This window comes from Cobetia sp. MC34, assembly GCF_018340035.1.
Classification (GTDB): Bacteria; Pseudomonadota; Gammaproteobacteria; order Pseudomonadales; family Halomonadaceae; genus Cobetia; species Cobetia amphilecti.
The window spans coordinates 48,989-70,690 of record NZ_JADPPY010000011.1 but is presented as its reverse complement, the minus strand read 5'-3'; the positions used below and the strand labels follow the sequence as shown (position 1 = coordinate 70,690).

The 21,702-nt window shown below is 65.6% G+C and carries 18 protein-coding genes; 14 read left to right on the top strand and 4 right to left on the bottom strand.

Translation table 11 applies throughout. The annotated features are described in order from the left end of the window. Positions 1 to 95 precede the first annotated feature (95 nt). A complete protein-coding gene (locus IZU87_RS08145; RefSeq protein WP_192837528.1) occupies positions 96 to 1,016 on the top strand; it encodes a DMT family transporter in 921 nt (306 codons plus the stop codon). A 39-nt stretch (positions 1,017 to 1,055) separates the two neighbouring features. Here IZU87_RS08145 and ppk2 read toward each other — a convergent pair whose 3' ends face one another. Then, positions 1,056 to 1,976, bottom strand: a complete 921-nt coding sequence (gene ppk2 / locus IZU87_RS08140) for a polyphosphate kinase 2 (RefSeq protein WP_052384244.1) — start codon at positions 1,974 to 1,976, stop codon at positions 1,056 to 1,058. Positions 1,977 to 2,166: 190 nt separating this feature from the next. Further along, a complete protein-coding gene (locus tag IZU87_RS08135) occupies positions 2,167 to 2,907 on the bottom strand; it encodes an arylesterase (RefSeq protein WP_213114227.1) in 741 nt (246 codons plus the stop codon). A gap of 92 nt (positions 2,908 to 2,999) precedes the next feature. Between IZU87_RS08135 and IZU87_RS08130 the strand changes: the two genes are divergently transcribed. The 10 genes from IZU87_RS08130 (at position 3,000) to IZU87_RS08085 (ending at position 15,417) form a co-directional block, all read left to right on the top strand. Then, positions 3,000 to 3,803 (top strand): ABC transporter ATP-binding protein, encoded by an 804-nt coding sequence (locus tag IZU87_RS08130; RefSeq protein WP_213114226.1) that lies wholly within the window; start codon positions 3,000 to 3,002, stop codon positions 3,801 to 3,803. Further along, a complete protein-coding gene (locus tag IZU87_RS08125) occupies positions 3,796 to 6,519 on the top strand; it encodes an ABC transporter permease (RefSeq protein WP_213114225.1) in 2,724 nt (907 codons plus the stop codon). The genes IZU87_RS08130 and IZU87_RS08125 overlap by 8 nt, the downstream gene beginning before the upstream one ends. Before the next feature lie 232 nt (positions 6,520 to 6,751). Beyond that, positions 6,752 to 8,014 carry a serine hydroxymethyltransferase gene (glyA, locus tag IZU87_RS08120; protein ID WP_153636359.1) on the top strand — a complete coding sequence of 421 codons (1,263 nt, stop codon included), beginning with the start codon at positions 6,752 to 6,754 and terminating at the stop codon, positions 8,012 to 8,014. 276 nt (positions 8,015 to 8,290) lie between these two features. Further along, a complete protein-coding gene (locus IZU87_RS08115) occupies positions 8,291 to 8,572 on the top strand; it encodes a DUF6506 family protein (protein ID WP_213114224.1) in 282 nt (93 codons plus the stop codon). A gap of 222 nt (positions 8,573 to 8,794) precedes the next feature. After that, positions 8,795 to 9,679, top strand: coding sequence for a FadR/GntR family transcriptional regulator (locus IZU87_RS08110; RefSeq protein ID WP_213114223.1), 885 nt, complete (start codon positions 8,795 to 8,797; stop codon positions 9,677 to 9,679). A gap of 92 nt (positions 9,680 to 9,771) precedes the next feature. Then, complete coding sequence (locus tag IZU87_RS08105; RefSeq protein ID WP_213114222.1) at positions 9,772 to 10,836, top strand: TRAP transporter substrate-binding protein; 1,065 nt, start codon at positions 9,772 to 9,774, stop codon at positions 10,834 to 10,836. A gap of 169 nt (positions 10,837 to 11,005) precedes the next feature. Next, positions 11,006 to 11,662: a TRAP transporter small permease subunit gene (locus IZU87_RS08100; RefSeq protein WP_213114221.1), complete on the top strand. Its 657-nt coding sequence runs from the start codon at positions 11,006 to 11,008 to the stop codon at positions 11,660 to 11,662. Then, positions 11,662 to 12,963: a TRAP transporter large permease gene (locus tag IZU87_RS08095; RefSeq protein WP_043331381.1), complete on the top strand. Its 1,302-nt coding sequence runs from the start codon at positions 11,662 to 11,664 to the stop codon at positions 12,961 to 12,963. The genes IZU87_RS08100 and IZU87_RS08095 overlap by 1 nt, the downstream gene beginning before the upstream one ends. A 304-nt stretch (positions 12,964 to 13,267) precedes the next feature. Next, positions 13,268 to 14,164, top strand: a complete 897-nt coding sequence (locus IZU87_RS08090; protein WP_213114220.1) for an HAD-IIB family hydrolase — start codon at positions 13,268 to 13,270, stop codon at positions 14,162 to 14,164. A 41-nt stretch (positions 14,165 to 14,205) separates the two neighbouring features. Beyond that, positions 14,206 to 15,417 carry a glycosyltransferase family protein gene (locus IZU87_RS08085; RefSeq protein WP_131432547.1) on the top strand — a complete coding sequence of 404 codons (1,212 nt, stop codon included), beginning with the start codon at positions 14,206 to 14,208 and terminating at the stop codon, positions 15,415 to 15,417. An 88-nt stretch (positions 15,418 to 15,505) separates the two neighbouring features. Here IZU87_RS08085 and IZU87_RS08080 read toward each other — a convergent pair whose 3' ends face one another. Together IZU87_RS08080 and IZU87_RS08075 are read right to left on the bottom strand one after the other, a co-directional pair. Next, positions 15,506 to 17,404 (bottom strand): sugar phosphorylase, encoded by a 1,899-nt coding sequence (locus IZU87_RS08080; RefSeq protein ID WP_213114219.1) that lies wholly within the window; start codon positions 17,402 to 17,404, stop codon positions 15,506 to 15,508. Between the two features lie 363 nt (positions 17,405 to 17,767). Continuing rightward, the gene (locus tag IZU87_RS08075) at positions 17,768 to 18,016 is read right to left on the bottom strand and encodes a GlsB/YeaQ/YmgE family stress response membrane protein (protein ID WP_043331379.1); all 249 of its coding nucleotides are present in this window, start codon (positions 18,014 to 18,016) and stop codon (positions 17,768 to 17,770) included. Between the two features lie 398 nt (positions 18,017 to 18,414). Between IZU87_RS08075 and nrdR the strand changes: the two genes are divergently transcribed. From nrdR to ribBA, 3 genes are all read left to right on the top strand, one after another. After that, positions 18,415 to 18,903, top strand: coding sequence for a transcriptional regulator NrdR (gene nrdR, locus IZU87_RS08070; protein WP_043331377.1), 489 nt, complete (start codon positions 18,415 to 18,417; stop codon positions 18,901 to 18,903). 232 nt (positions 18,904 to 19,135) lie between these two features. Next, entirely contained in the window at positions 19,136 to 20,290 is a 1,155-nt protein-coding gene (ribD, locus tag IZU87_RS08065) for a bifunctional diaminohydroxyphosphoribosylaminopyrimidine deaminase/5-amino-6-(5-phosphoribosylamino)uracil reductase RibD (protein WP_249330499.1), read from the top strand. A gap of 156 nt (positions 20,291 to 20,446) precedes the next feature. Beyond that, complete coding sequence (ribBA, locus tag IZU87_RS08060; protein WP_213114217.1) at positions 20,447 to 21,601, top strand: bifunctional 3,4-dihydroxy-2-butanone-4-phosphate synthase/GTP cyclohydrolase II; 1,155 nt, start codon at positions 20,447 to 20,449, stop codon at positions 21,599 to 21,601. Positions 21,602 to 21,702: the final 101 nt, after the last annotated feature.

Below are 21,702 nucleotides of genomic sequence, written 5' to 3'. Positions count from 1 at the left end.
GCGATGCTCGAATGTCAGGCCGTGGGCATTGTCGCTGCCATCGCCATGACACTCATCGCCAGGAAGGCGATACCCGAAATGCGAGGAAGGATGCCATGAGTCAGGATAGGGAAGCCATGCTCTACGGTCTGGGCGCCGTGGCCCTGTGGTCGACGGTGGCGACCGCCTTCAAGCTGGCGCTTGAGCAGATGTCGCCGCTGGAGCTGGTTTGGCTGGCGGCACTGGTGTCGTGGCTCTTGATCGGCGTGCTGATGTGGCGTCAGGGCAAGCTGCGCGAAGCGCTCACCACCGGCTGGCGGGGCGGCTGGCGTACGGCACTCTGGGCCGGACTGATGAATCCGGTCGGCTACTATCTGGTGCTGTTCGGCGCCTACGCGCGGCTGCCGGGCCAGGAGGCGATGGCACTCAATTACACCTGGGCACTGGCGATGGCCTTTCTCGCCGTGCCGATTCTCGCGCAGCGCCTGACGCGCATCGATGTCGCGGCGGGGCTGATCGCCTACGCCGGTGTGTGGACCATCGCCACGCGTGGCGAGATATTCGATGTCGCCTTCGCCGACCCGCTGGGCGTCGGGCTGGCACTGGGTTCGACCCTGCTGTGGGCGCTCTACTGGTTGCTCAATGCGCGCGATCCTCGTGCGCCGCTGGTCGCCCAGTGGCAGAACTTCAGCATCGCCTTGCCGGTGCTGACGCTGCTGGTGGCCTTCGGGCCGGGCTTTGGCAACTTCATCGGCGCCAGCGCCAACCCCCAGGCGCTGACGGCGGGCATCTATGTCGGCCTGTGCGAGATGGGTATCGCCTTCGTGCTCTGGCAGCTGGCGGTGCACAAGGTGTCGCGCACCGCCAAGGTCTCCAACCTGATCTTCCTGTCGCCGCCCATCTCATTGACGCTGCTGCACTTCATCGTCGGCGAGCCGATTCTGACCTCGACGCTGGCGGGGCTGGTGCTGATTCTGGCCGGACTCGGCCTGCAGCAGCTGCAGAAGGCGCCGGCGGAGCTGTCACAATCGACCTGAGCGAGCCGCGCCGTCAGCGCACCGCCCGCCACGCGATCGTCAGTCGTCGGGCAGGATGAGGCGATCGGCATCCACCACGATCAGCGGGTCCGGGGTGCCGATCATCTTCTTGTCCTTGCCGGGGTAGTCGAGCTGACTGAGCACATGGCGCAGCGCGCCGATACGGGCCCGGCGCTTGTCGTCGGAGCGGATCAGCGTCCAGGGCGCATGATCGCTGTGCGTACGTGCGAACATCGCCTCGGCGGCATCGGTGTACTCATCCCATTTCTTCTGCGCCACGGCGTCCATCGGTGACAGCTTCCAGTGGGTCAGCGGGTCGGCGGCGCGTTTGGCGAAGCGGATCGATTGCTCCTCGCGGGACACCGAGAAGTACAGCTTGACCAGGTGCAGGCCATCCTCGACCCACAGGCGCTCCTGCTGGGGCACCTGCACCAGAAAGCGTTCGACTTCCTCCGGCGTGGCAAAGCCCATCACCGCCTCGACCCCCGCGCGGTTGTACCAGCTGCGATCGAACAGCACGATTTCGCCACTGGTGGGAAAGCGCGAGACATAGCGCTGGAAATACCACTGACCCTTTTCCGTCTCGTTGGGCTTGTCGAGGGCGACGATGCGCGCGAAACGCGGATTGAGATACTCCATGAAGCGCTTGATGGTGCCGCCCTTGCCGGCGGCGTCACGCCCCTCGAACACGATGGCCAGGCGTCCGCCACTGTCGCGCAGCCAATGCTGCACCTTGAGCAGCTCGATCTGCAGCGCGCGCTTCTCGGCCTCATAGACCTTGCGCTTGAGGCGCTCGTCGTAGGGATAGGCGTCACTGGAGACCGGCCCCAGCGTCATGCGCGGGGCATCGCCAGTGGCGTGCTTCTTGCTGGCCTTGCCCTTGGCGTCCTTGCGCTTGGCATCCTTGGCCTTCGAATGCGCCTTGCCGGCATCCGCCTTCCTGTTGTTGGATTTACTCATGGCAGTACTCCCTGTGAGGATGGGGCCTGGCCCCGACGACCGACGACCCGGGCTGATGACGTCAGCGCTGCAAGGCCTCATGGCCCAGATGGCCTGCCTGACAGGCACTGATCAGGCAGGCGCGGATTGTCATCTCGCGGCAAGGTAGGCGCATGCAAGCTGTCGTGACATGCGCCGCGCCTGATATTGATCACTCCGCTGACGCCGCGTGTTGCGCCAGTGGTGCGAGTGTCGGCCAGATGGTGTCGAGCAGCTGCGGTTGCGCCTTGGCGGTGGGGTGAATGCGGTCCTGCTGCATCAGCTTCTCGCTGGCCGGGGCCGTGGCGATGCCTTCGAGGATGAAGGGCACCAGCGGCACGGAATATTCGTCGGCCAGGTCCCGGTAGACCTGACGGAAGGCATCGGTGTAGGCCGGGCCGTAATTGGGCGGAATCTCGATGCCGAGCAGCACGGGCTGGGCATCGGCGTCCTCCACGGCCTCGATCATGCTGGCCAGATTGGCCTGCATGCGGGCGGGGGGCAGGCCACGCAGGCCGTCGTTGCCGCCCAGTTCGATCATCACCAGTGAAGGGTCGTGTCGCGCGAGCAGGGCCGGCAGACGGTTGAGGCCGCCTTCGGTCGTGTCGCCGCTGATGCTGGCATTGATGACCTCAGGCGCATCGCTGCCCAGGCTGTCCTCGAGGCGCTCGTCAAGCAGCGCGACCCAGCCCTGGCTGCTGTCGATGCCGTAGCCGGCCGAGATGGAGTCGCCGACCACCAGCCACGGGGCCGGCGCATCGGCCAGCGCCACCTGAGGCGTCAGCACGGCCACGAGGGCCAGTGCCGAACTGGCGAGGGCATTGCGCAGCCGCTTGAGTCCCGGCGTGCCGGGGGCTTTGCCACCGCGCGCCAGGCGCTGGGTGTCACGCCGATTCACTAGCCAATTCTGCATTCATCATCTCCATCATCTGCACACTATTCATACCCGTTTCGGGGTCTGGAGTTCGTGCCCACCCCGTTCTCTACCATAAGCGAGCAGACACGATGTCACATAACGCCTCCATTAACGACGCGACCCCTGCGTCGGATCAAACCTCGTCAGACGCGCAGGCCAGCGCAACGCCTGCGCCGGTGCTGGAAGTGAGCGGGCTGGCGCAGCGGGTGGCCAGTGGCGAAGGGCGCCTGACCATCCTTGAGGACCTGGAGCTTGCCGTGCAGGCCGGAGAGAGCGTCGCCATCATCGGGGCCAGTGGTTCCGGCAAGTCGACGTTATTGGGCCTGCTGGCGGGGCTGGACAGCCCGAGCGAGGGCGATATCCGCCTGTTCGGAAGCTCGCTTGCGGGGCTCGACGAGGATGGCCGTGCGGCGCTGCGCGCGGGTCAGGTCGGCTTCGTGTTCCAGAACTTCCAGCTGCTGCCGACGCTGACGGCGCTGGAGAACGTGCTGATGCCGCTGGAGCTGGCCCCGCAGGGCGATATCGAGGCGCAGGCACGTGACTGGCTGACGCGGGTCGGGCTGGGAGAGCGACTCGATCACCTGCCGCGCCATCTGTCCGGCGGCGAGCAGCAGCGCGTGGCCATCGCACGCGCCTTCGTCGCGGGGCCGGGGCTGGTGTTCGCCGATGAGCCGACCGGCAATCTGGATACCGCCACCGGCGAGCGCATCGCGGAGCTGCTGTTCACCCTCAACCGCGAGCGGGGCACCACGCTGATTCTGGTCACCCATGATCTGACGCTGGCCAGGCGCTGTGATCGCTGCCTGAATCTCGAGGCCGGCAAGCTGGTGGAGTGGAATGATGAAGCGAGTGCGCCGGCCGTGGCGACGCCACAAGGAGGCGACGATGTCTGAGTCCCGGGTGTCTGACCGCGCGGCGACATCTTCCGCCAACGCGCAGCGCCCGCGTGGGGCGCGCCTGCCGCTGGCGCTGCGTGGCCTGCTGCGTGACCTGCGCGCCAGTGATGTGCGCGCCCTCTTTCTGGCGCTGATGCTGGCGGTCGCCGCGACCACCATGATCGGCTTCTTCCTGGATCGTCTCGACCGTGGACTCAATCGCCAGGCGAGCCAGCTGCTCGGCGGGGACCTGGTGTTGGAGTCCAGCAACCCGCTGGACCCGCGCTTCGCCGAGGCCTTCCGCGCAGCGGGGCTTGAGATGTCGCCGCAGCTGGGCATGGTCTCGATGGCCTCGCATGGCGACAGCTTCGTGCTGTCGAGCCTCAAGGCGGTGTCGCCGGGCTATCCGCTCGCCGGCCGGGTGGAGCTGGAGTCGGATGCCTCGGGCGAGGATGCTCAGGCGCCAGGCACCAGCTCGCGCGCGGAGATTCCGCCGCCGGGCGAGGCGTGGATCGTGCCGCGCCTGGCCATGGCGCTGTCGGCCGAGGTCGGCGATACCCTGACGGTCGGGCGCAAGCAGCTGACCATCAGTGGCCTGATCACGCGTGAGCCTGATCAGCAGGGCGGCTTTTCCGAGTTCAGTCCGCGCCTGATGTTCAACATGGAAGATCTCGACGCCACCGGTCTGATCCAGCCCGGCTCGCGGATGGAATATCGCCTGCTGGCGGCGGGCGATCCGGCGGCGGTGCAGCAGGCACGTGATGCCATCGCGCCGCTGCTGGCGAGTGCCGACAACGCCGAGGTGCGCCTCAAGGACGTGCGCGAAGACCGCCCGCGTCTGGGGCGCTCACTGGAGCGTGCCGACAAGTATCTGAGTCTAGCCGGGCTGGTGGCGGTGCTGCTGGCCGGGGTCGCGGTGGCGATGTCGACGCGCCGCTATGTGGAGCGTCATCTGGATAGCGCCGCGCTGTGGCGCTGCTTCGGTGCCTCTCAGCGTCAACTGTCACGGCTGTTCGCGGCCCAGCTCGGCTGGTTGGCCCTGCTGGCGAGTACCGGGGGGGCGGTGCTGGGCCTGCTGGGGCAGATGGGGCTGGTGGCGCTGCTGGAGCGCTTCCTGCCGCTGGAGTTGCCCGCACCGGGGCCGCTGCCGCTGGCATTGGGGATTCTGACGGCGCTGGCAGTGCTGGTCGGTTTCGCCGGCCCGATGCTGCTGCGCCTGCGTCAGGTCAGCGCGCTCAAGGTGCTGCGGCGTGAACTGGCCCCGCTGCCTGCCTCGGCGTGGGTGGTGGTGGCGATCGCCAGCCTGGTGTTCGGCGCCCTGATGTGGCTCTACTCGGGTGACCTCATGCTGGCGGCCGGCCTGCTGGTCGGTGGCATCATCGCGCTGGGGCTGCTGATGGTGGTGGGGCAGCTGCTGCTGTCGCTGATGCTCAAGGTGGTGGCACGCATGCGCGGTCAGGGCGGCTGGAGCCGGCCGATTCGCCTCGCCGGCGGCATGCTGGCCAGGCGGCGCGGTGCCAGCCTCGGCCAGCTGGTCGCCTTTGCCGTGACCTTCGCGGCGATGGCGTTGATCGCGCTGGTACGCGGTGACCTGATCACCCGCTGGCAGGCGCAGATTCCGACCGATGCGCCCAATCACTTCGCGATCAATATCCAGCCCGGAGAGCAGCAGGCCTTCGGCGAGCAGCTGACCGCGATGGTAGATGAGCAGGCCGGCGACAGCCAGAGCGAGCTCTACCCGATGGTGCGTGGACGTATCACGGCGCTCAAGGGCGAATCCCTGCTGGGACGCACCCAGCAGCGCCTGCAGGCAGCCCAGTCGGATCAGCCGGCGGCAGGCGGCATGCAGGAAGGACGCAGCGACGAGGGGGATGGCGAGCAGCAGGGCGTCCCGCAGCGGGAGCTTAACCTGACCTGGCATCGTGATCTGCCGGACCACAACCGCCTGTCGTCGGGTGAGTGGGCACCGATCAGTGACTTCGCCGATGCAGACAGCGAGACGCGCAGTCGCCTCGCCGCCACGCAGGGCGTGCCGGTGTCGATGGAGGAGGAGCTAGCCGAGCGCATGGGGCTGGTCATCGGTGACAGCCTGTCGTTCACCATCGGCAGCGAGACCGTCAAGGCGCAGGTGGTCAATCTGCGCCATGTCGACTGGGACAGCTTCCTGCCCAACTTCTACGTCATCTTCCCGCCCGGCGCGCTCGAGAGCTTCGCCCACAGCTACATGACGGCGTTTCATCTCGAGGACGAGCGCAAGCTGGCGCCGCTGGTGCGCGACTACCCCAGCGTGTCGTTGATCAATATCGACGCCATCCTGACCCGCGTGCAGGAGCTGATCGCCCAGGTGTCGCGCGCGGTGGAGCTGATTCTGGGGCTGGTGCTGCTGGCGGGGGCCAGCGTGCTCTACGCGGCGCTGGTGGCCAGTCGTCCGGCACGTGAGCACGAAGGCGCGCTGTACAAGGTGTTCGGCGCCGGTCAGGGGCTACTGGCCCGCCTGCAGGCCGCTGAGTTCGTGCTGCTCGGCCTGCTCAGTGGGTTGCTGGCGGCGATGCTCGCCGAAGGCGCGGCGGTCGGACTCTATTCCGGCTGGCTGGGGCTGCCGGTGGTGCTGCATCCGTGGCTGTGGGTTCTGCTGCCGCTGGCGGGGGGCGTGTTGATCGGCGGTCTGGGCTTCTGGCTGTCGAGAGAAGTGAGGCGCCAGCCGCCGATGGCGGGGCTGCGCGCCCTGCAGTGAGCGCCATCAGGCCTCGTCATCGCAGCGCTGGATGATGACGCCTGACGACCTCAACCTGCGGCCTCGTGATCGTTGTCTCGATCATGGGGCCGCCTTGCGTTAACAATGATGCTGATTCATGTGAATCGGACCGCTGGCTGAGGTATCATGCTGGTCCTGATCTTACCCCCAGATGGCGAGCCGGCCGCGCCGGAATTCGCTGTCGTCATCACCCTTCAGGCGAGGACACCCGATGTTCACCCGTGACATGCAGATTGCCGGTTTTGATGATGCGCTCCTGAGCGCCATGGACGACGAAGTCGTTCGCCAGGAAGCTCACATCGAGCTGATCGCCTCCGAGAACTACGCCAGCCCCCGCGTCATCCAGGCGCAAGGCTCCCAGCTGACCAACAAGTACGCGGAAGGTTACCCGGGCAAGCGTTACTACGGCGGTTGCGAGTTCGTCGACAAGGTCGAGCAGCTGGCCATCGATCGTGCCTGCGAACTGTTCGGTGCTACCTACGCCAACGTTCAGCCGCACGCCGGTTCCCAGGCCAACAGTGCCGTCTTCCAGGCGCTGGTCTCGCCGGGCGACACCATTCTGGGCATGAGCCTGGACGCGGGCGGTCACCTGACTCACGGTGCACGTCCGAACTTCTCCGGCAAGCACTACAACGCCGTGCAGTACGGTCTGGGCGAGAACGGCCTGATCGACTACGCCGAAGTCGCGCGTCTGGCGCGTGAGCACAAGCCGAAGATGATCATCGCCGGCTTCTCCGCCTACTCCCAGATCATCGACTGGGCCGAGTTCCGCAAGATCGCCGACGAAGTGGGTGCCTACCTGCTGGTCGACATGGCGCACGTGGCCGGTCTGGTCGCCGCTGGCGTCTACCCCAGCCCGCTGCCCCACGCCCACGTCGTTACCACCACCACGCACAAGACCCTGCGCGGTCCGCGTGGCGGCCTGATCCTGTCCGCCGAAGGCGATGCCGACATCGAGAAGAAGCTGAACTCCGCTGTCTTCCCGGGTGGCCAGGGCGGCCCGCTGATGCACGTCATCGCGGCCAAGGCGGTCTGCTTCAAGGAAGCGATGGACCCGGCCTTCACCACTTACCAGAAGCAAGTGGTCAAGAACGCCAAGGCGATGGCGTCCGTGTTCCTGGAGCGCGGCTTCGAAGTCGTCTCCGGCGGCACCGAAGACCACCTGTTCCTGCTGTCTCTGGTCAAGCAGGGTCTGACCGGCAAGGACGCTGACGCTGCGCTGGGCCGTGCCCACATCACCGTCAACAAGAACGCCGTACCGGGTGACCCGCAGTCGCCGTTCGTCACCTCCGGTCTGCGTATCGGGACTCCGGCCGTCACCACGCGTGGCTTCCAGGAGCAGGAGTGTCTGGAACTGGCCGGCTGGATCTGCGATATCCTCGATGCGATGGTCGCTGGCGATTCCGCCGCTGCCGAAGCCGAGGTGCAGGCCAAGGTCTCCGCCGTCTGTGCACGTCTGCCGGTCTACGCCTGAGGCGTGACGAGGTGCCAGCCCGGCTGGCCCTCATCGCAGCAGTGCTGACAGCGGCGTAACGCTGTCATGCATCAGACAAGAAACGTCTGTCGCGCAAGCGGCAGGCGTTTTTTGTGCCCGCACCACGGCCAGCCTAGGCCGAGTGGCGTGGTGCGCAGCGGGGTGGGAGAGTGGTCAACCAGCGCTCAGAAAGATCAGCCTGTGCCCGGGAGCGGACGCGCTACGCTATTCTCGATGCCGGACACACTCTGCTCATCTTCGTGCAAGGAGGCTTCCATGGCCGTCATGCAGCACCATGCCTTTCTGATCCTAGTCGAGAACAGCGGCAATACCTCATTGAGCAGTCAGGGCAGCGGCGAGGTCCGCATTTCCGTCGCCACGCTGGGGACGCTGCGAGCGGCCGAGCGGCTGGTCAGTGAGCTGGTCGCCCAGGGCGTCAGCCAGATCGAGCTGTCGGCCAGCTTCGGCGCGGCAGGCGAGGAAGCGCTGAGAAGGGTGGTCGCGGACAGCGGTGCCGAGCGTACGGTGTCGATCGGGCGCGTGCGATTCACGGCCTGACGCCAGCACACGGGGAAATTGCCAGTACCTGAATAGCCCTTTCGCAACAGGGAGTTGCGTAAAGGTGTGACCAAAGTCGGGTCTCACCCTTGGTCTAGGGTGTCTTGTTGGCATGTCTGACATGGGCTATTCCTTGACGGACAAGAGCGCGCCGCGATGCATCCCATGAAGGATGTGCGCGAGCAACAAATGACGCGCCACGCCATCAAGGAACGTTCGATCATGACCACGCCTCCCACGAGTGCCGCTGGCGGCAGCCCGCGCACCAATGCCTCTTCTGGAACGTCTGCCTCAGCTGGAGACACCTCGACCGCGCGTGTCGATGTCGCCGAATGGCTGGCGCAGGCCATCTTCGAGAATCGCTACCCGCCGGGCAGCCTGATTCCTCGTGAGCTGGACCTGTGTGATCAGCACGCCCAGAGCCGCGCCACCGTGCGCACCGCGATCCAGAGCCTGGTCAATGCCGGGATTCTCACCCGCACCACCGGCCAGGGCACCCGCGTCAATCCGCTCAGCGAGTGGCATCTGCTCGATCCGCGCGTCACCGGCTGGATGACGCGCTACGCGATGCCGCATCCGCAGCTGGCACGGGACATCTACGCTTTCCGAATCTCCATCGAACCCTTCGTCGCCGCCCTGGCGGCCACCGAGGCCACCGCCCAGGACCTGTCCGCCATCGAGCAGGCCTACGACGGCATGGCCGCAGCGGTGCATGGCGGCAGCGCCATGGAGGAGTTCGACCGCGCCGATATTGCCTTCCACGACGCCATCTTCGCCGCGACCCACAACGTCATCTGGGCGCAGCTTGGCCATGTGCTCAAGCCGTCGATCAGCCTGCTGGTGGCGACTTCCAATCACAATGCCTCGGAGCTGGGTGACAGCCTCGGCCGCCATCGCGCGGTGATGGAGGCGATTCGTCTGCGCCAGCCCGATGCCGCCCACGCCGCGACCCTGCATGTGCTGGACCGCACCGGTCAGGACCTCGGGCTTGCCATGCCTGCGGCCTCTGAAGGCAGCCATCCCGCCGGGCGCGCCCAGGAACCGCTGGAGCTGCTGCGCCGCTTCGGCCAGCTGCCCAGCCTGTCTGCACCGCTATCAAGCGAGTGAACGGCACCTCGCGGCGTTTCGCCACGCCGGGGAGTGCCAGCACGTCTTCCACTGACCCTAGAACGTCATAACAACAAGCCAGGAGTTTCACCATGCCGCGTTCCACTACCTCGCCGCTCACCACTGCCGCTCCCGCCCGTGTCACGCTCAAGGCGCTGGCTCTGTCCACCGCCGTGGCCGCCACGCTGATCGCCACACCGAGCTGGGCCGCCGAGTATGAATGGACCTTCCAGACCTCCGAGACGGCCGGTGAGCCGCAGTTCGAGGTCAAGAAGGCCTGGGCCGACAGCATCAAGACCATGTCGGATGGCCGCATCGCCATCGAGATCCTGCCGGTCAATGCCGTGGTGCAGGCCAACCAGACGCTGGATGCCGTCAGCGCCGGCATCCTGCAGGGCCACCTGACCGATCCGTCCTACTTCTCGGGCCAGAATCCGGCCTTCGGCATGCTGGGCAACCTGGTGGGCGCCTGGGGTGACCCGCTGGAATATCTCGAGTACATGCAGCACGGCGGCGGTGAGGAGCTCTACAACGAGCTGGTCGAGCCCTACGGCGTGCATCTGATCGGCGCGGGCGCCACCGGGCTTGAGTCCTTCGTCTCCAAGAAGCCGGTGCGCACCGTCGATGACCTCAAGGGCCTCAAGGTGCGTGCGCCGGAAGGCATGGTCTACAACATCTTCCAGAAGGCCGGCGCGGCGCCCGTCAACCTGCCGGGCTCCGAGGTCTACACCGGCCTGGAGAAGGGCGTGATCGACGCGGCGGATTACACCGTCTTCGCCACCAATGATGACCAGGGCCTGCACAGCTTCGCCAAGTACCCGTCCTACCCGGGCTTCCACTCCCTGCCGATGGTGGCGGTGTCGATGAACAAGGGCATCTGGGACGGCCTGCCGGCGGATCTCAAGGCGATCATGGAGAGCGCCACCGATGCGATGGCCTACGACATGGTCTTCACCCTCAAGGCGCGTGACATCAAGGCGGTGAGCGCGGCGCGTGCCAATCCGGATATCGAGGTGATCGACATGGCGCCGGAGGAGCGCGCCAAGTTCCGTCGCATCGCGCAGCAGGAGTGGAAGGTGTGGGCCGAGAAGAATGAGCTGACCGGCAAGGTCTACGAGTCCGTGGTCAGCTTCCTGACCGACCGCAACCTGATGTGAGCCCGCTGGCGCGCGGGATGGGCGCCAGTCGCCGTGTGGCAAGAGGCATCAGCTAACCACGCTTTTGGCGACACGATCGCAGAACGATAAAGACGCAGGAGATCAAGGTCGGCGTGCTCACTGGGCGCGCCGATTCTCCTTGAGGCAGCGAGTCAGCAAGGAATTCGATATGGCAGAACATGATGTGGCGTCGCCGGGGCTACCCGAGGCGTCGGATGACCACGACCCGAATCTGGGCACGCGGACGCCGCTGGACCGCCTGGTGGGCAAGGGCACGCGCGCCGCGGCGTGGCTGGTGTTGCTGGCGATGGCGATCAGCGTGTTCGAGGTGGTGATGCGCTATGGCCTCGATTCGCCGACCTCCTGGGTGCACGAGACGGTGATCTTCCTGGTCGCGACCAGCTTCGCGCTGGGCGGCCCGGCGGCCCTGGCCAACAATCGCCATATTCGCGTGCGTGTGCTCTACGACCTGGTCGGCACGCGCTTTCGCTACGTGCTGGACTGCTTCAATGACGTGATGACGTTCGTCTTCTGTCTGGCGATGAGCTATGCGGGCTGGGTGATGTTCTGGCGTGCCTCGCACAGTCCGCTGGGCGAGTGGCAGCTGGAGCGTTCCGGCACCTCATGGAATCCGCCGTTTCCGGCGCTGACCAAGGGCGTGATCCTGTTCGCGCTGGCGGTGATGACCTTGCAGGCACTGTGGCATCTCTACCAGACCTTCTTCTCGCCCCGTCCGCCCGAGGGCGGCAGTGAGGGAAGTGGCGCATCCGACGCCACTTCCGATGCCGCTCCCGACGCCGCAGTTGACCACAAGGAGCCGCGCTGATGGATATCGCAACGGCTACGATGCTGCTGGTCGGCGGCATCTTCGCGCTGCTGGTCACCGGCCTGCCGCTGGCCTTCGTCACCGGTCTGGTCGCGCTGGCCTATACCTTCGGCTGGTTCGGCCCGATGGCGCTGCCGCTGGTCACCAGTCGTGTCTATGGCTTCGTCACCGAGTATTCGCTGGTGGCGGTGCCGATGTTCGTGTTGATGGCCTCGCTGCTCGATCGCTCGGGGATCGCCAAGGACCTGTTCAATGCCATGCGCGTGATGGCAGGGCGACTGCCCGGCGGCGTGGCGATCCAGACCATCGTGGTGGCGTTCTTCCTCGCCGCGATGTCCGGCATCATCGGCGGCGAGATCGTGCTGCTGGGGATTCTAGCGCTGCCGCAGATGCTCAGGCTCGGCTATGACAAGCACATCGCCATCGGCGTGGTGTGTGCCGGTGGCTCGCTGGGCACCATGATGCCGCCCTCCATCGTGCTGATCATCTATGGCCTGATCGCCAACCAGTCGATCGCGGACCTGTTCACCGCGGCGATCACCCCGGCCATCGTGCTGATGGCAAGCTACATCATCTACGTGCTGATCCGCTGTCTGCGCAACCCTTCACTGGGGCCGGTGATGCCCGAGGAGGAGCGCCGCGCCAGCTTCCAGAGCAAGCGTGAGCTGCTCAAGGCCATCGGCGTGCCGGCGGTCATCGCGGGGCTGGTGCTGGGCTCCATCTACGGTGGCGTGGCCTCGGTGACCGAAGCCGCGGCGATGGGCAGCTTCGGCGTGCTGGTGGCGGTGATGCTGCGCGGCGAGTTCTCCATCACCCTGATGCAGCGTGCGCTGTCCCAGACCATGAACACCTGCGGCATGATCATCTGGATCGGTATCGGCGCGGCGGCGCTGGTCGGGGTCTACAACCTGATGGGCGGCAACCGCTTCGTGTCGAGCATGATTCTCGGCCTGGATATCCCGCCGCTGGCGATCATCATGGTGATGATGGCGATCCTGCTGCTGCTGGGGCTGTTCCTCGACTGGATCGGCATCGCGATGCTGACCCTGCCGATCTTCGTGCCGATCATCGTTCAGCTCGGCTACGACCCGGTATGGTTCGGTGTGCTGTTCGCGGTCAACATGCAGGTGTCCTTCCTGTCGCCACCCTTCGGGCCTGCTGCCTTCTATCTGAAAGGCGTGGCACCGGAAGGCATCAGTCTCAAGGATATCTTCGTCTCGCTGCTGCCGTTCATCGCCATCCAGCTGTGCGTGCTGGCGATGTTGCTGCTGTGGCCGCAACTGTCGCTGTGGCTGGTCTAGGCTCAACAGGCGTTGCCCGCTTGCCGAAGACTCGACGCCCTCGCAGATGCGAGGGCGTCGTCGTTGGTGATGAAAGATTTGCGCCGTCGTGTGGCGAGGCATCATGCAAGGCAGGCTTTGTGCTCTTTTATGGTGCAAATGAGCGGATGCACAAACACAGTCACGATGAGAGGGGGCAGGCTGTCATGGCAGATGCACCATCTTGGCACATTCCCTGCAATGCTCTTGCAATGCCTGTCCGGTGCCACGAGATCCTGTCGAGGTGACCCCCGACACGCTGCAGCACTTCACGAGGAGAGTTCACATGTCAGAGACTCAAGCACCGCTGTTGTTGCTGACCGATCTGGATGGCTCGCTGCTGGATCACCACGATTACTCGCCGGGGCCGGCGCGCAGCTGGCTGACCCGCCTACGCGCGCGCGGTGCCTGGATCGTCCCCAACACCTCCAAGACGGCGGCCGAACTGGCGCCGCTGATGGGCTCGCTGGGCTTGGCGGGCCAGCCGTGGATCGCCGAGAACGGCGGCGTGGTGGCGCTGCCGGCCGATTGGTTGAGTGCCTACCCGCTGGAAGAGGCCAGCGCCCCGGATGCACACGGCCTGTGTCGTATCGCGGTGGCGATGCCCCGCGACAGGATTCTCGCGGTGCTGGAGGAGCTGATCGGGGAATTCGCCTTCGAGGGCTTCGCCTCGATGTCGGTGGCGAGAATCAGTGAGCTGACGGGGCTGGGGGAGGGCGACGCGGCCCTGGCGGGACAGCGTGATGCCAGTGAACCGCTGGTGTGGCGTGACGCGCCGGAGCGTCTCGAGGACTTTCGCACGCGTCTGGCCAGTCATGGCCTCAAGCTGACACGTGGTGGGCGCTTCCACCATGTGATCGGGGACAGTGACAAGGGCGTGGCAGCGCGCTATCTGATCGCCCGCTACCGGCTCTGCGAGCGGGTGCGCCCCTGGACACTGGGCTTCGGCGATGGCGCCAATGACCTGCCACTGCTGGCCGCCGTCGACAACGCTGTGCTGATCCCCGGCGTCGGTGATACCTCACAGCGTGATCGGGAGCTTGCCGATTATCCGCAACTGGCGGATGAACGCCGCTGTTTTCGCGCCAATCTCCCCGGACCGCAGGGATGGGTCGAGGGATTGCGTCACTGGCTGGCCAATGGCCAGCCGGAAGAATGGACATCCAGAGGTCTGGGCGCCTGACGCCTGCCTGATGCGTGTCTTCGGCATGACAAGGAGCTGACATGAGCGATTTCTACCAGAATGGCATCATCACCAACTTCCATAACCTGACCGATCGTCCGGTGGAAGATCTCGAAGCGGACCTGATGCGCTTCTCCCGCAAGCGACCGATGAGCCTGATTCTGCCGTCGCTGTATTCCGAGCTGGAAGGCCCGGCGCTCAAGCATATCGTCGAGGAGCTGGCCCAGGTGCCGTACCTCAGCGAGATCGTGATCGGGCTGGACCGCGCCGACCGTGACCAGTTCGAGCATGCCAAGGAGTTCTTCTCACATCTGCCGCAGCATCACCGCATCCTGTGGAACGACGGCCCGCGCCTGCGGGCACTGGATGAGGAGCTGACCGAGCACGGTCTGGCGCCGATGGAGGCCGGCAAGGGGCGCAATGTCTGGTACTGTTCCGGTTACGTGCAGTCCTCGGGCATCGCCGAGGCGGTGGCACTGCATGATTGCGATATCGTTACCTATGACCGCGGCCTGCTGGCGCGCCTGATCTACCCGGTGGCCCATCCGCAGTTCAACTACGAGTTCTGCAAGGGCTACTACTCGCGCATCGCCCAGGGCAAGCTGAACGGCCGCGTGGCACGCCTGATGGTCACGCCGTTGATCCGTGCGCTCAAGAAGGTCTATGGCCCGCTGCCGTACCTGGATTATCTCGACAGCTATCGCTATCCGCTGTCCGGCGAGTTCTCGATGCGCACCGACGTGCTGGCGGACATCCGCATTCCCAGTGACTGGGGGCTGGAGATCGGTGTGCTGTCCGAGGTCCACCGCAACTATTCCACCAAGCGTCTGTGTCAGGTGGATATCGCCGATGCCTACGATCACAAGCACCAGCCGCTGTCCGAGGAAGATGCGCTGGGCGGCTTGAATCGCATGAGTTTGGACATCGCCAAGGCCATGTATCGCAAGCTGGCCACGCTGGGCGTCGAGATGCACGGCGAGACCTTCCGCACCATCAAGGCCACCTACTACCGTATCGCGCTGGACCTGATCGAGACCTACTACAACGATGCCGTCATGAATGGCCTGACGGTGGACCGCCACAGCGAGGAAGCGGCGGTGGAGCTGTTCGCCGCCAACATCATGGATGCCGGCAGCGCCTTCCTCGACAATCCGCGCGACAAGCCCTTCATCCCGAGCTGGAACCGGGTGCAGTCAGCCGTGCCGGACCTGCTCGAGCGCATGCACGAAGCGGTGGAGCTGGACAACCAGTAAGGCTCGCGGCGGGAAACAGCAAGACCTACGACAACGGGGCTGCCACTGGCAGCCCCGTTGTCGTAGGCAGAAGGAAGAAACGCGGGCGTCAGACGACCTCGATGGCCGGCGGGCGCACGGTTTGCTCCATCAGCCAGGCCGCCTGATAGGGACGGCGGGCCATGGTGGGATCGTAGGCCTTGTCGTGGCACAGGTGGTCGGTCAGCGCGACGCCTTGCCAGCTTTCCGGCAGCGGCAGCACGCGCGGCTGATCGGTGACATTGAGGGCGAACAGCAGGCGGCGCCCTTCATGGGTGACGCGCTCGAAGACGAAGAAATCCGGGCCGACATCAAAGACATTCTGGTCGGCATCCGGGTGGAAGCAGGGTTCGTTGCGGCGCAGTGCCATGCGGCGCTTGAGGGCGTGGAAGACCTCATGGGTCGCGGTGTTGGGGCTTGCCAGCAGCGCTTCCAGTTCATCGCGCTGCCATTTGCGGCGATTGATGGCGCGCAGATGACCATCGCGCTCGACGCCTTCCTGGTGGTTGGGGGTCGCGGTCAGCGAGTGGATGTACAGCCCCGGGATGCCCTGCAGGCTCAGCATCAGGGTCTGACTGGCGATGAAGCGCTCGATCTGCCACGGGTCCTGGCCGCGCCGCGTGCCCTTGAGCGCATCGAAGTAGCTGATGTTGAGCTCATAGGGGGTGTCGGCGCGCCCGGGGTTGGCGCGCATGCTGACGTAGCCACCGAAGTCATGCACCAGCCGCACCAGGGTGTCGCGCTCGTGGTCGGGCAGCAGGCCCTCAAGGGCGCGAACGCCGATACCGTCGTGACTGGCGGTGAAGTTGAAGTAGCTGCAGCCGGAAGGCAATGACGGCAGGCTGGTGGCCCACTGGGTCAGGGCGCTGGCATCGCCGGAGGTCAGGGTGTGCAGGGTCAGCGGCGGCAGCGTGAACTGATAGATCAGGTGCGCTTCATCGGCCTGGGCGCTGCCCTCGATGGCGGTGAGGCCGTGCTGTGACAGGCGGTCGAGCCCGAAGTAGGACATGTTCTCGGCGTGGGGCACGTTGGTCTCGGTGATCAACAGGCTGCCGGGCGCCAGATGGTCGACGATGGCGCGCAGCAGGCGCACCACGGCGTGAGTCTCCGGCAGGTGGATGCAGGAGGTGCCCTGGCGTTTCCACAGGAAGGCCACCGCATCGAGGCGGATGATGCCCGCGCCCTGCTCGAGGTAATAAAGCAGGATGCCGATGAATTCGAGCAGCACATCGGGATTGGCGAAGTTCAGGTCGATCTGGTCATCCGAGAAGGTTGCCCAAAGATGGCGCAGGCCACGACGGGTATGCACCGGCGTGAGCAGTGCAGATGGGCGCGGGCGCACGACCTCGGAGACATCGGTGTCGGGGTCCATCTCGATGAAGTAGTCGCGGCCGGGCTGCACGCCGGCCAGATAATCGGCGAACCACAGTGACTCGCGTGAGCAGTGATTGATGACCAGGTCTGCCATCAGGTCGCGCTGCTCACTCAGGCGCCGGATGTCCTGCCAGTCGCCGAGGACCGGATTGACCTCGCGATAGTGGATGACGCTGAAGCCGTCATCGCTGCTCCATGGGAAGAAGGGCAGCACGTGGACACCGGACAGGCTGTCGTCCAGTCGGCTGGCGAGGAAGTCGTGCAGGGTCGCCAGTGGTGCCTCGCCTTCCTGCTGCAGGCTGTCGCCGTAGGTGATCAGCCACTGGTCGCGCTCGCTCCAGAGCGGCTCGCCTTCCGGTACGCGGGGGTTGAGGCGCGTGCGATGGAAATCCAGCACTGTCTCCAGGCGTCTGAGGACTTCTTCATGACGCTGTGGGTAGATCTCGGCGAGCAGGCGTGTGGCGTGCGCCTGGAAATCAGCTTGCGAGAGGCGTCTGGCGAGAGAGACTCTGGCCCGTGGTCTGGCGTTGTCCTCGCTCGGCGCAGGATCGGGTGCAGTGGATGTCGAGTGATCGGGAGATGACGTATCGGACATGGGCAATCCTCGTGGCAGCAAAAGCGGTCAGACTCTGCCTCGTGAGCCGCAATGGGCAGAGCGTGTCGCGGGTGATCTTCGGGAAGCCCGCCGGCGCAATCCTGCGGGGCCGGTGGCAAGACTGGAAATCACATATCAGATGAAGTCGGCTGGCCGTCGCTTGGTGAAATGCCTGAATAGCGCATCGCTCAGCGGCGCCCGTGGGTGACGGCCTGGCGCCTTTACTCATGAGTCATGCACGCCTCGGGCCAGATTCGTCAAGCCTGCAAGGCAGGACGGCCAGCCTGCATGTGCCGGCTGGCCGTCCTGTCCGGCGTCATGTGGCCTGCGGCCAGCTGACGCCACTGCGCTTCATGACACGCTTTACTTGCGCAGCACGCGATACAGAATCAGCAGAATGACGGCGCCGAGCACGGCGATGACAAAGCTGGCCAGATTGAATCCCGTCACTTCACCGAAACCCATCAGGGTGCCGACCCAGCCACCGACCACGGCACCCAGGATGCCGATGATGCTGGTGACGATGATGCCACCCGGATCCTTGCCGGGCACGATCACCTTGGCGATGATGCCGGCAATAAGACCGAATATGATCCATGCAATGATTCCCATGTCGCAGCTCCTTGCGTCATCGTGAACAATCTCGCGGCAGAGATCATTCGCCGCCAGTCGTGAAAGGATTTCACGGCTCGGGCAAGCGTCCTTGTGAGGCGCTGCACCCTGATGTCATCTTTCGGTTATCGCGCGGGGATTTCAAGCCTGCCGGGCAGGTTGATTGACGCTTTCGCCGCGGTGTCCGCCACCCGAGGCGACAATCCAGGAAACCCCTGTCGCCCTTTGATCGCTCCCCAAGGCTAGTTCAGATAGGTCGAGGCTGACATAGGCTCCCGTGGCGGGGCCTTAACGGTTACAATACCCGCCATTCGCTGTCATTCGGCTGCGCTGCGCCACTTCCTCGCTGTGCTTCGCGCGGGGCCGCAGCCACCTCGCACCCAAGCAGGCTCTCCAACATGCACTGTCCCTTCTGTGGAACTCATGAAACCAAGGTCACGGATTCCCGACTGGTGGTCGAGGGTGACCAGGTGCGGCGGCGTCGCCAGTGCGCGGCCTGCGGTGAGCGTTTCACGACCTACGAAACGGCGGAGCTGGTCATGCCGCGCGTGGTCAAGGGTGACGGCTCGCGTGAGAGCTTCGATGAGCACAAGCTGCGTGCCGGCATGCTGCGCGCGCTGGAAAAGCGCCCGGTTTCTTCCGAGCTGATCGAGGCCGCGGTGGAGCGCATTCGTCAGCGTCTGCGTGCCACCGGCGAGCGTGAGATAGAGGCGCGGCGCATCGGTGATGAGGTCATGCAGCAGCTCAAGCGGCTGGATCAGGTCGCCTATATCCGCTTCGCTTCGGTCTATCGTCGCTTCCAGGATCTTGATGAGTTCCGCGCCGAGATCGACCGTCTCGCCCAGGAGCCCAGCTTCCTGCCGGGCGAGGAAGACGCGCGGCCCTGATGTCTCGACACGGTCATCCTTGCAGATGACCTCGAGGCCTGCGCCTGCTGGCCCTGTCGCGTCACGCTGCGTGGCTCAGGCCTCGGGGTATTGGCCGCCGCCTGGGCAACGCCTGACCTTCTCTCGTTTCACGCCAAGGTATCGCATGTCTCTTTCTCCCCGTGCTTCTCGTGCTCACCGTGACAGCCACTCTCGCGACCGCAGTGCTCCCTCGGCGCGTGATGCGCGCCACATGGCCCACGCCCTGCGCCTGGCGCGACTGGGCAGCTACACGACGCAGCCCAATCCGCGTGTCGGCTGTGTGCTGGTAGAGGCCGAGACTGACGAGGTGATCGCGAGCGGCTTTCATGTGCGTGCCGGGGAAGGGCATGCCGAGGTCAATGCGCTGGCAGAGGCGGGTGAGCGCGCGCTGGGCTGCGTGGCCTATGTGACGCTGGAGCCCTGCTCCCACACCGGGCGTACCGGCCCTTGCTCACTGGCGCTGATCGCGGCGGGCGTCTCGCGGGTGGTGATCGCGATGCGTGATCCGAATCCGCAGGTCGCCGGGCGCGGCATCGCGCTGCTGCAGGGCGCGGGCATCGCGGTGACGGTCGGGGTGATGGAGCAGGAGGCGCGAGCGCTCAATCCCGGCTTCCTGTCACGCATGGAGCGCGGTCGGCCCTTCGTGCGCCTCAAGCAGGCCATGAGTCTGGACGGGCGCACGGCGATGGCTTCCGGCGAATCCCAGTGGATCACCGGCCCCGAAGCGCGCAGTGCCGTGCAGCGTCTGCGCGCGCGCTCCAGCGTGGTGATGAGCGGCATCGAGTCGGTCATCTTCGATGATTCGCGTCTCAATGTGCGCGCCGACCAGCTCGGGCTCGAAGACCATCCGCTGGGGCTCAAGGCGCTGGTGGCGCGTCAGCCGTTGCGCGTGGTGGTGGATAGCCATCTGCGTCTGCCGCTGGCGGCGCGCATTCTGGCGCAATCCGGTCGTACGCTGCTGGTATGTGTCGCGGATGAGACAGCGGCGCAGGCTGAGCGACGTACCTTGTTGGAGGCGGCCGGTGCCGAGGTGCTGGCGCTGCCGGCCGGCGAAGATGGCCGCGTGGACCTCGAGGCCCTGCTGCGTTATCTGGCCGAGCACGAGCAGGCCAACGAGGTACTGCTGGAAACCGGCGCGGTACTGGCCGGGGCCATGATTAATGCGGGGCTGGTCGATGAGATGCAGCTCTTCATGGCCCCGACGCTGCTGGGGGGCGAGGCTCGCCCGCTGCTGGCGCTGCCGGGGCTGGATCACATGGCGCAGCAGCGCCGGGTCGAGATTCGCGATATCCGGGCGGTGGGGCGTGATTGGCGCATCACCGCAGTGCCGGTAGCATCGCCAGACCCGCAGGAGAGCGGCGACTGATTTCTTCTTGTCACGCAAGCACTTGCCGCCGTCTGGCGACAGCGGCGTCGCTGGGTGCTGGCGCAAAACGGGGTGGCGGGGTACCCTGACGCCCGACTTTTTGATAATACGCGTGGGTCCGGCATGGGCCGGCGCAGCCCGTAAAGTGGAGCAAGCATGGCGCTATCAGGCATCGCAGCACTCGTTGAGGATATCCGGCAAGGCAAGATGGTCATCCTCATGGATGACGAGGATCGTGAGAATGAAGGCGACATCATCATCGCCGCAGAAGCCGTGACAGCCGAGCACATCAACTTCATGGCACGCCACGCGCGTGGCTTGATCTGCATGCCGATGTCGCGTGAGCATTGCGAACAGCTCCAGCTGCCACTGATGGTTCAGGCCAACGGTTCCGGCTTCGGCACCAAGTTCACGCTCTCCATCGAGGCCACCGAAGGCGTCACCACCGGCATCTCGGCGGCTGACCGCGCCCGTACCGTGCAGGCTGCCGCCGCGCGCAATGCGCGCCCGCAGGACATCGTCCAGCCGGGGCACATCTTCCCGCTGATGGCGGAGCCGGGTGGCGTGCTGCGTCGTGCCGGCCATACCGAGGCAGCCTGTGACCTGGCGTCCATGGCAGGCTTTGGCGCGACCGGCGTGATCTGTGAGGTCATGAACGACGACGGCAGCATGGCGCGTCGTGAAGAGCTCGAGCGCTTCGCCGCCGAGCACGACCTCAAGGTCGGCACCATTGCGGACCTGATCGAATATCGCATCCACAATGAGCAGACCGTGGAAGTGCTGGACAGCGAGCAGGTCGAGACCGCCTTCGGCGAGCTGACGCTGCACTGCTTCAGCGATCGCATCCAGGGCCGTCACCACCTGGCGCTGGTCAAGGGCACGCCGGACGCCGAGTCTCTGACCACCGTGCGCGTGCACGTGCAGGACCCGATGCGCGACCTGCTGACCCTGCGTCAGCCGGACAGCAGCAGCTGGGCGCTCAATGATGCGCTCGCCGAAGTCGCCGCCGCCGATGCCGGCGTGCTGGTACTGCTGGACACCGGCAGCGACGCGATGGATTACAAGGATCGTCTCGATGTCTTCCTCGGACGACGTCGTACGCCGCGCACCAACGAATCCGATGGTGCGGGCAATTATCTGACCACCGGTACCGGTGCCCAGATCCTTCGGGATCTCGGTGTCGGCCGGATGCGTCTGCTCAGCTCGCCGTGGAAGTTCTCTGCCCTGTCCGGGTTTGGCCTCGAAGTGGTCGAGCTGGTCGGCAGTGATGACACAGCAGGCGAGACAGGCGCAGACGCCGCAGGCGCGTAAGCGCTTCGGCACCCCAAATGGCGGGGGAGGTCGCGCACTTCTGGCGGCCTTCCCCGGTATGATTGATATCCCCGCCCCGGTTCTCCGGGGCGCTAGCATTG